Source organism: uncultured Novosphingobium sp. (assembly GCF_964277725.1).
GTDB classification, from domain to species: Bacteria; Pseudomonadota; Alphaproteobacteria; order Sphingomonadales; family Sphingomonadaceae; genus Novosphingobium; species Novosphingobium fluoreni.
The window spans coordinates 1-10017 of sequence record NZ_CAXYKL010000023.1 but is presented as its reverse complement, the minus strand read 5'-3'; the positions used below and the strand labels follow the sequence as shown (position 1 = coordinate 10017).

Here is a 10017-nt window from a genome sequence, read left to right as displayed (position 1 = left end):
ACGATGGTCTGCCGGTGGATTTCATCGCCGCAGCTGTCAGTGCCATCGGAGAACGGCGTCGGACCGGTTTCCATACCTTCCATGTACTAAACCCCCACGATGACGGCATCTCGCAGGACACCTTCGTCCAATGGCTTGAAGAACTCGGTTACTCGATGACGCGCGCGCCCTTCACGGCGTGGTTCGCTCGCTTTGAAAGTGCCTTGCGGGCGCTCCCCGATGATGCGCGACGGGCGTCAATGCTGCCGTTGATGGAGGCCTTGGCAGGGCAGCAACCCGCACGGGCTGGCCCGACGCTGCCATGTCCGCAGTTCGTCTCCGCCACTGCCGAGGCGAACGTAACGGCTGACGGCCAGGTGCCGCACCTGGGACGTGAGATCATCGCCCGCTATGTAACGGATCTGAACGCCGTGGGCCTGCTAAGCAAATCAGAGACTGGCATCTGAATTCAAGCCATGCTGCGCCCAGATGATGCGTGGGTTGGTCCTGCGCAGTATCAGCCTGTAATCTCTATTATCTCATGTCTGATAGCCAATAGCTCTCAGCAAAATCTATTCGAACGTCTGATGCGCTTCCCATAATGAGGGGAAAATCAATACGGCGCATCGACGTTCTTAATAAACAAAAATCTTGAGGGGAGAATGCCGTGGTCTTGAAGTTCAAGCACCTTATAATCGTTTCTGTAGCATCGCTTTCAGCAGTGCCTCTTGCAGCTCCTGCTATTGCGCAGGATGCCGCTCCAACTGATACATCCCCCAACAACGATCAGCTTGCCGATATTGTTGTCACCGCTCGTAAATTTGGCGAATCCGCGCAGTCTTTGCCGATTTCTGTCGCGGCTTTTAGTGGTGCCGAGCTAGAAAACCGAGTTGTTCTGAACGTCCAGGATCTTCAGACTGTCACGCCGGGGCTGACGATTTCAAACAGTTCCACGGGTGGTTCTCCCGTTTTCGCCATCCGCGGTACAGCAACGGAACTAGGAATTGATGGTGGCGTCGCTGTCTATCAGAACGACGTACCAGTAATTTCCACTTTCGGTATCGTGAATGCCTTCTATGATATCTCGGCGATCGAGGTTTTGAAGGGGCCCCAGGGGACCCAGTTTGGTACAAATACTACCGGCGGTACGATCACAGTTCGCACAAAGCTTCCGACAAAGAACTTCGAAGGTTATGTCAAGGCGGGGTACGGGAATTACAACCGCCGTGAATTGGAAGGTATGATCAACCTGCCAGTGAACGATGTTCTCGCGTTTCGTTTTGCCGGCAACTACGTCAAGCGCGATGGCTACGTGAGGAATCTTGCTGCTGCTGACGGCATTCCCAATCGGTTTTCAAACGAAAATCATTATTCTTTCCGCGGTACGATGTCCTTGGATAGTGGACCGATCCGCAGTGATTTGATCCTCGACTATTATAATCGTGAAGAAGCACCCACGGCCCAGATACCGCTCGAACTTTTCCCCAGTGCAGGAGGCGTAGATCTTGCGGCGTTAGGTGCCCGAACTGGTACGCGCAAAACGATTTACGTCGGTCCGGATCTTTCCGGCGTACGTAAACCGTTTATCGGTAAGGCGAAACTGTTTGGCCTTGAACATCTTCTACAAATGGAGCTTTCCGACAATCTCTCAATCCGAAACGTCCTCGGTTTTAGGCATGACTCCCTGCTCACATCCGAAGAAAGCAGCGGCACTACTATTACTCAGGTACACACGCGCAACGTAACGACCACGGATCAGTGGACGGACGACATCACGCTCCAGTACAAGGGCATGGACGGTCGCTTGCGTGCAAACTTGGGTGGTTATTTTTCGGTGCTGAACCGTGACCAGGGCCTCAATTCTCCCGTAGTTCAAGGCACATTCCTCACCTTGCTACAGCTGCCGCTGGTTGCCAACCTTAACAGCTACGAACAGAAGGACACGAATTCAAAGGCGGTCTACAGCAATGCTGATTTCGATATAACGGACAGCCTCAACATTGCTGGCGGCGTGCGGTACAACTGGGATCGCGTTTCATCAATCGTGACTCAATCCCAGGGCGTCGGCCTCCCGGATTTTGGGGAGCGCTTCTTTCTGGCCCCGGATCGAACCTGCAGTTTCCCTGCGCTTGCCGGTTACGTCGACAAGGATCTGACAACGTGCTTCGGACGTCGTTCCGCAAAGTTCAAAGCGCCGAGCTGGAACGTCACCTTGAGCAACAAGTTTGGGCCCGGTGTTCTTGCGTATGCCAAGGTAAGCCATGGCTATCTTGCTGGCGGAACCAATTTCACGATCCGCGAAGTGCCGTTCTACAATCCCGAAAAGACTACAATGTTTGAGGGCGGTTTGAAGGCCGATTGGCGTGCTGGTGGCCGGCCGATTCGGACCAACATCGCCCTTTATTACGGAAGGACCAGTAACAAGCAGGTCTTCTATAACTACAATTACGATGATGGTGGCGCCGGCTACGGCGTTTTCAACGCGGCCAAGCTTGAAGTGTACGGTCTGGACTTCGAGATGCGGTATTCGCCTTTCGAGGGCTTCACGCTGGATGGAAGCTACAATTACATCCATTCGAAGTTCAAAGAGTTCGGCTTCCCAGCTGTAGGCGGCAATGGCGATGGTCAGACAGGGACGACGCTGGTTCCTCCCGTCGATCTCAGCGGTGCCACGCCAGCGCAGACCCCGAAGCATCAATTCAATATCGCCGCAAGTTACGATCTGCCACTGGATGAAGACATCGGCAAGGTGACCGCCACCGTTTCGGGATATTATACCAGCAAGATCACCCAAACGAACGTGTTTACCCCATACAATGCATCTTTCGGGGCAGAATATAATGTGATCGACAGCTATTTTTTGGCCAACGCTTCGTTGAATTGGAAAGATGCCCTGGGTTCGCCGCTCAGCGGTCAGCTGTGGATCCGCAATATCTTTGACCGGAATTATCTCACGGCGCGCAGCACCCAGTTCCAGGCCTTTGGCTATGCCACCGGCATCTTCGGCGCGCCTCGTACCTATGGCGGCAGTCTCACGGTTACGTTCTGAAAAGCATGATCAAGTTGGTGGGCATCGCGCCCACCAACGCTTATTTGCAAAAATTTGCCGCCGAGGACGGCTAAACTGAGGCTGTTACGGGGGCGGGGGCCAGCACGAAGGCCGGATTGTAGCGATCAGCTTGGCCGTCGTTCCTCAAGGGCGTTCCACCAACGGCTCGATGAAGCGCAATGCTAGTCGACCCGATTGAATCTAGTCTCGGCGCAGCGGGACGCTTGTAGTAACCTAAGTCGCTGCGGTTATTAAATGCGAGACTCAACTGCTAATCTTTGTAGCACTTTGAGCGTACTGATATCTTGACAGGTCAACAACGTCGCCGCTTGTAAACACTTCTTGGAAGGTGCTGCCGTCGTATCACATTTCGGAGGTTACCTGTGCAATCCTCCCCAACATGAATCTGCAGGAAAAAATAAATAATACGCAGTTGGGGAGTGCGTGATCGTACCTGGATCCCTCCCCAAAGACGATTATAAACCATATATTATTTAGACGCGATAACGCTCAGCCGTAGGCCGATTGCATCGTCTTGCTTGGGAATGCAGCCACACGCTTCGTGCCTTCCGGCTCACTCGTTAGACAAAATGGCTGCCTCAAACAATTAGATATTGTTCGTTCGAGCCGACTGTACCTAATGCAGCATCGGGTGCGCAGATCGCTCTGCTGCGCTGGCAGCGGCTCCCAGACCAGCGTTTGGCTGGATCGCTGCACCAGCCATAATGATCAAACTGGGCACTGGGCCATTCTGAACAACGCCCGTCTCGATAACCGACAAGATAGCTCGCATATGCGCAATTGCGGCCGGGCCATCCGCTAGCCTTAATGGCTCAACTGACATTTGTCGCCCTGTCGGCGACATTTTACCACGTGAAAACGGCGGAAAACAGCCACCTATGGGGTGCTCTCAGACCCTCTGAGAAGCAAAAATGGAGGCCCGAGCCGGAATCGAACCGGCGTGCAAGGATTTGCAGTCCTCTGCGTAACCACTCCGCCATCGGGCCTTCCGGGGCGTGTCCCTTTTGGGGAAAAGCGCGCCTAGCAATACTGGTCGGTCAGCGCAACGGGATTCGCGTCTTCGCCGTGAAGCGACCTTAGCGGGCGGCGGTGCGGCCGTAGACGGAGGGTTGGGCCGCGTAGCCGTGGTACAGCGCGCTGGCGATGCTGGCGATGCGGGTTTCGCGGGCGAGGCGCGTGCCTTGTCCGGTCACGTAGATCGCGATGGCATAGGCCCGGCCATCGGGTGTCTGGATGATGCCTACATCGCTGGATGTATTGTTCAGCGAACCTGTCTTGTGCAAAACGGTCGTGCCGCTGGGGAGCAGGGCCGGAATGCGACGCTTGCCGGTGAGGCAACGGCCCATCGCGCCGAGAAGCACGTCGCGACTTGCGGAGCTGAGCATCTGGCCGCTGTAAATCTGTGAGAGAAGCCGAACCATCGCCAGCGGCGTCGCGCTGTCCCGCGTGTCGATCGTGGTGGCGGGATTGACCGCACCGTCATCGCGCACAAGCGTGGCGATGTCCCGATCGATATGCCAGTCATTCACGCCGGCGCGGCGGACCCAGTCGTTCACGGCGCGCGGACCGCCGACTACCTTCAGCAAGGCGTCCGTGGCGTAGTTGTTGGAGCGGGTGATCATCGCCTCAATCAGGCTACGTGCGCTCATGTACGTACCGGGACGCACGGGGGCCACGGCGGTGGAGAAGGGCCGTGAAGGCACCGGCATCATCATCGGGAATTCGCTGCTGAGGCTGAAGCGCCCCTGGTCCACGCCTTCGAGGAAGGTGGCGGCGATGGCGATCTTGCTGGTGCTGGCCATCGGGAAGCGCTGATCCCCCAGCACGTCAACGGTGCGACCGGAGGTGAGATCTAGCGCGGCCACGCCGATACGGCCGCGCGAGGCTTCGGCCAAGCTGGCGAGCTGCTGTTCCAGCCCCGAAGAATATGTGCGCGGCGCACGCTGGCTGGTGCCCAGCATATTATCGAACGCGCTTTGAACCTCGTCGATGCCGGCGCCATCGAGGCTGCCAGCGTAGGACGGCGCCACTGGCGCCACCACTGCGGCTAAGGCTGCCGCGATCTGGAAGAATCGCTTCATAATTATCCTGCCTGCCCCCGACAGGGCCACCCTAGATCATCCTACCTTGGCAAAGACTTAACTGCCGATCGCACAAACGCCACAACCCAGCGATGAGTTGCAGCGTGCTTGCGACATGCTTCGGAACGAAAGAGGACTGTGGCAGAAGGGCTACGTCAGATCGCGTACTGCGCTCCCAGTTCTATCACGCGGTTGTGAGGAATCCGGTAATAATCCGTCGGGTCGGCAGCGTTGCGGTACAACGCCAGGAACAGCATGTCCTGCCACAGCGGCATGCCGACCTCGGCAGACATCGCGTAATTGTTGCGGCCGATGAAGAAGCTAGCCTTTTTGGCCTCGGGGATGCGATCCCCCGCGGCGATCAGATCATCGCGCACGGATGGCGTTTCCATAAAGCCGTAGCGCAAGACCAGGCGGCAGAAATTCTCGTCGACCGGAATGATCTCCAGCCGATCGGCCTCGTCGCACGTCGGGCGGCGCAGCGTCTTGACCGTGGTGATGTAATTATGCCGATGCAGCACGTGGTTGTGCTTGATGTTATGCAGCAGGGCATGGGGCGTCAGATCGTTGCGGGCGGTGAGGTAGATGGCCACGCCGTCCACGCGAGTCGGCGGGCGGGCGGCCAAGCTGCGCGCCATGTCGGCCAGGGGAATCGCGCCGTCGCTTTCCATCGCGGCGATATAGCGCCGGCCACGGTTCCAGGTGAGGATGACGATCAGCACCAGCAGCCCGACCAGCAGCGGCACCCAGCCGCCCTCTATCACGCGCAGGATGTTCGCGCCGAAGAACAGCGAATCGATCACGAAGAACGGCGTCACCAGCGCCAGCGCCGCCGGAACGCCCCAGCCCCAGCGGCGGCGCAGTACGAGGTAAGCGAGGCAGCAGGTGACGACCATCGTGCCCGTCACCGCGATGCCGTAGGCGGCAGCCATGGCGGAGGAGTTGCGGAAGCCCAGCGCCAGGATGACGACGCCGATCAAAAGCGCCCAGTTCACCGCGCCGATGTAGATCTGGCCGGAGTGCCCGGCGGAGGTCTGACGGATGTTGAGGCGGGGCAGCAGGCCCAGCTGAATGGCCTGTTGGGTCAGCGAAAAGGCTCCGGTAATCACGGCCTGGCTGGCAATGATCGTCGCCGCCGTGGCCAGCAGCACCATGGGTAGGCGCATCGCCGGGGGAATCATCAGGAAGAACCAGTCCTGATTGGTGAAGACCTTGCCACTCGCTTCGGCCAGCTCAAGCGAATGGATGGCGAAGGCACCCTGGCCCAGGTAATTGAGCGTAAGGGCCGGGAACACCAGCAGGAACCAGCCCACGCGGATGGGCAGCTTGCCGAAGTGGCCCATGTCCGCCGTCAGCGCTTCCGCTCCGGTCACGGTCAGGAACACCGCCCCGAGCACGAACAAGCCAAGCACACCGTGATCGGCCACGAACAGCACGCCATGCCAGGGCAGCACCGCCGCGAGGATCCCGGGACCATCGGCGATATGCATCGCGCCCAGGGCTCCCAAAGCGATGAACCAGACGATGCAGACTGGGCCGAAAAGTTTGGCGACAGACGCGGTGCCGCGTGATTGCACCAGGAACAGCCCCACCAGGATTATGAGGCTGATCATCAGGATGCGTTGCTCTGTAAAGAACGAGCCGACCCCATGCAGGGAGCGCATTCCCTCTACCGCAGAGAGTACGGACAAGGCGGGCGTGATGATGGCATCGCCATAGAACAGCGCCGCGCCGATCGATCCCAGAACCAGAACTGTGCCGCCGATCCGGGCGGACTTGCCGCTCGCCAAGGCCAGCAGCGCCAGCACGCCGCCTTCGCCTTCGTTGTCCGCACGCATCAGGAACAGGACGTATTTCACCGTCACGATCAGGATCAGCGCCCACAGCATCAGGCTGATGACGCCGACGATCTCCTCCCGCACCAGACCGTCGGAGGCGGCCTGGCCCAGCGCTTCGCGAAAGGCATAGAGCGGGCTGGTGCCGATATCCCCGAAGACGACGCCGATCGCGCCGACCGTCAGCGGAACCAGGCCGCCGTGCGAAGTGTGGCCGGACGGCGCATCGTCGCCGGAGGGGGCATGCTCGGTTAAAGACGCACTCGACATCGTGACACGCCCCTGAAGGACACCGCGAGAGGCGGGCGGCGCGCTTTACCCGCATGGGGGCGGGGCGCAAGGGGGATGTTAGGGCGAGTGAAGCAGGCGGGCAACACAGCGTGATATGAACGCGGGTGACATGGTGTGCCGTCGCGGCTATGGGCCGCCGCGATGAGGGGGCTCCGTCAGATCCTGTTGCGCAACCGGCGACTGGCCTTGTGGCTGGTGGCGCTGGCGTTCGCCATGAAGGCTCTGGTCCCCGGCGGATACATGCTGCGTGATGTCGGCCAGGTGATGACCATCGCGATCTGTGGCGATGCCGCGGGCACGCATCTGACTAAGCAGGTGATCGTCCCGCAGCGCGAGACTCCGCAGGAGCGGGCGACCCAGCACGCGAAGAGCCAGACGTGTCCGTTCAGCGCTCTGGACATGGCGGGCACGGCCGGCGCCGATCCGTTCCTGCTCGCGCTTGCGCTCGCCTTCATCATCGCGGTGGGCCTTGCGCCGCTGGTTGCGCCAAGGCTTACCCGCCACGCGTTCCTGCGGCCGCCGCTGCGCGGGCCACCACTTCTCACCTGAACCTTCGAGGCTCCATCGGGAGCCGACTCGCATGACACAGATCCGGCCCGCGCCAGAGGCGCGCAGGCCGGTGGTTCAGGAATTCTACGATGAAAAGCTCTTTCACGGCGCTCGCTTTCGCGAGCCTGCTCACCACGCCTGCCTTCGCCCACGAGGCGGAGCAACCCACGATCATCGTCACCGCGCGCTCCGATAGCGATGCGGCGGAGGCCCGCGTTCGCCAGACGCCCGGCGGCGCGGACGTGGTTACGTATCAGGACTATGCCGACAAGACGGTGGTTTCCCTGCGCGATACCCTGGCGTTCTCGCCCGGCGTCTACACTCAGCCGCGCTTCGGCCAGGAGGTGCGCATCTCGATCCGCGGCTCCGGCTTGTCACGCGGGTTCCACATGCGCGGCCTGACGCTGCTGCAGGATGGCGTGCCGATCAATCTGGCGGACGACAACGGCGATTTTCAGGAATTGGAGCCGATCTTCTTCGATCATCTGGAGGTCTATCGCGGGGCCAATGCCTTGCGCTTCGGCTCAGGCACGCTGGGTGGCGCGATAAACGGCGTCACCCCAACCGGCGATAGCGCGCGGGGCATCTATGCCCGGCTTGACGGCGGCTCCTACGATTTCCTGCGCGGACTGGTTTCGGCCGGTTTCGGCGATGAACGGGCCAGCGCATGGGGCGCGATCAGCGCTGACACCGGCGATGGCGATCGCGATCATGCCAAGCGCAGTTCGGTGCGTGCCAACGGCAATGTGAAGCTGGAACTGTCCGATCAGGTGACCACCCGTTTCTATGTCAGCACCAACCGCATTCGCCAGGAATTGCCCGGCGCGCTGACCGAGCAGGTTGCGCTGACGCGGCCCAGGACCGGCAATTTTGCCAACGACCAGCAGCGTGATATCGACTCGATCCGTTTTCAGAACCGCACCATGATTGACATGGGCGACACCCGCTTGCTGGTGGGTGCATTCCTAAATTCCAAGGACCTGTTTCACCCGATCTTCCAGGTGATCGACCAGAAATCCACCGACTTCGGCGGCTTCGCGCGACTGGAGCATGAAGCTGGGCCGTTCGCGTTCACGCTGGGCGGCGAAATCCGGCGCGGCACCACGCGGGCGCGGCAATATGTGAACGTCAATGGCCATCGGGGCCGCCTGACCCTCGATGCCGATCAGCAGGCGCGCACCGCGAATATCTATGGCGAGGTACGCTTCCGCCCGGTGGAGCGTCTGTCCCTGATCGTCGGTGGAATCTACGCCGATGGCTTTCGCAAGCGCCGCGTCGGCTCCTCCGCCACGCCGACGCAGGATGGCGGCATCAGCTTCGACCAGTTCTCGCCCAAATTCGGCCTGCTGTTTGAGCCTTCGCGCGATGTCCAGGTCTATGCGAACTACAGCCGATCGGCCGAATTTCCCGGCTTTGGCGAGGTGTTTCAGACGGTGGGCACGACCAGCACCTTCATCGGCGCGATCCGGCCGCAGCGGGCATGGACGGCGGAGATCGGCACGCGCGGCGTAAAGGGGCCGCTCAGCTGGGACATCTCGCTCTATCGCGCCACGTTGAAGGGCGAACTGCTGCAGTACAACGTGAACGTGAACGGCGGCATTCCTGCGGCGACGTTCAACGCCGATCGCACGCTGCATCAAGGTGTAGAAGCCGGTCTGGCACTGGAGCCGACTGACTGGCTGCGTCTGCGGCAGACATGGCAATATTCGGACTTCCGCTTCCGTGACGATGCGGTTTTCCGTAACAACCGCCTGCCGGTGGTGCCGCGTCATGTGCTGCGTAGCGAGGTGCGGTTGGGCACCGATGCGATGCATCTCTCGCCCAATCTGGAGTGGGTGCCGCAAGGTGCCTTCGCCGATTATCGCAACACCAAGCGCATGCGCGGCTATGCCCTGCTGGGCATCACTGCGGCCGCCAGCCTGACGAAAGGCATCGACGTGTTCGTGGATGCGCGCAATCTGACGGGCAAGAAGGCCGTGGGCGACATCTCGGCCGTCATCCAGGCGGCGGCGAATTCCGCCATCTACTATCCGGTAGAACGCCGGGCGATCTACGGCGGCGTGCGCGCCCGGTTCTGATCCTGTCTCTTCCCCTGCCCTTGGGGGCGGGGGAACTCTCGGGCATTCCGCTTCGTTTTGCCATGGAACACATGACGAACAAAGGAAGCGGACATGTCCGAGCAGTTGCACAATCCCAAGCTGGACGAACATCC

6 protein-coding genes and 1 tRNA gene are annotated in these 10017 nt (G+C 60.1%); 4 read left to right on the top strand and 3 right to left on the bottom strand.

Annotated features, from left to right (window positions below; translation table 11 throughout):
* Together ACHWRX_RS01625 and ACHWRX_RS01620 are read left to right on the top strand one after the other, a co-directional pair.
* On the top strand, window positions 1–446 hold a 446-nt coding region (locus ACHWRX_RS01625; protein ID WP_394657846.1), incomplete at its 5' end, for a hypothetical protein.
* Window positions 447–646: 200 nt separating this feature from the next.
* Window positions 647–3028 carry a TonB-dependent receptor gene (locus ACHWRX_RS01620; protein WP_394657845.1) on the top strand — a complete coding sequence of 794 codons (2382 nt, stop codon included), beginning with the start codon at window positions 647–649 and terminating at the stop codon, window positions 3026–3028.
* A 933-nt stretch (window positions 3029–3961) separates the two neighbouring features.
* Here ACHWRX_RS01620 and ACHWRX_RS01615 read toward each other — a convergent pair.
* The 3 genes from ACHWRX_RS01615 to ACHWRX_RS01605 form a co-directional block, all read right to left on the bottom strand.
* Window positions 3962–4035: transfer RNA gene (locus ACHWRX_RS01615), tRNA-Cys, on the bottom strand.
* A gap of 90 nt (window positions 4036–4125) precedes the next feature.
* Complete coding sequence (locus tag ACHWRX_RS01610) at window positions 4126–5130, bottom strand: serine hydrolase (RefSeq protein WP_394657844.1); 1005 nt, start codon at window positions 5128–5130, stop codon at window positions 4126–4128.
* Between the two features lie 155 nt (window positions 5131–5285).
* Window positions 5286–7235, bottom strand: a complete 1950-nt coding sequence (locus tag ACHWRX_RS01605) for a potassium transporter Kup (protein ID WP_394657843.1) — start codon at window positions 7233–7235, stop codon at window positions 5286–5288.
* A 162-nt stretch (window positions 7236–7397) separates the two neighbouring features.
* Between ACHWRX_RS01605 and ACHWRX_RS01600 the strand changes: the two genes are divergently transcribed.
* Window positions 7398–7805: a DUF2946 family protein gene (locus ACHWRX_RS01600; protein ID WP_394657842.1), complete on the top strand. Its 408-nt coding sequence runs from the start codon at window positions 7398–7400 to the stop codon at window positions 7803–7805.
* 89 nt (window positions 7806–7894) lie between these two features.
* The gene (locus ACHWRX_RS01595; RefSeq protein WP_394657841.1) at window positions 7895–9883 is read left to right on the top strand and encodes a TonB-dependent receptor family protein; all 1989 of its coding nucleotides are present in this window, start codon (window positions 7895–7897) and stop codon (window positions 9881–9883) included.
* Window positions 9884–10017 lie beyond the last annotated feature (134 nt).

Coding starts and splice junctions, on each gene's coding strand:
- ACHWRX_RS01605 (WP_394657843.1), bottom strand. CDS start 7,235: ATGTCGAGTGCGTCTTTAACCGAGCATGCCCCCTCCGGCGACGATGCG.
- ACHWRX_RS01595 (WP_394657841.1), top strand. CDS start 7,895: ATGAAAAGCTCTTTCACGGCGCTCGCTTTCGCGAGCCTGCTCACCACG.
- ACHWRX_RS01600 (WP_394657842.1), top strand. CDS start 7,398: ATGAGGGGGCTCCGTCAGATCCTGTTGCGCAACCGGCGACTGGCCTTG.
- ACHWRX_RS01610 (WP_394657844.1), bottom strand. CDS start 5,130: ATGAAGCGATTCTTCCAGATCGCGGCAGCCTTAGCCGCAGTGGTGGCG.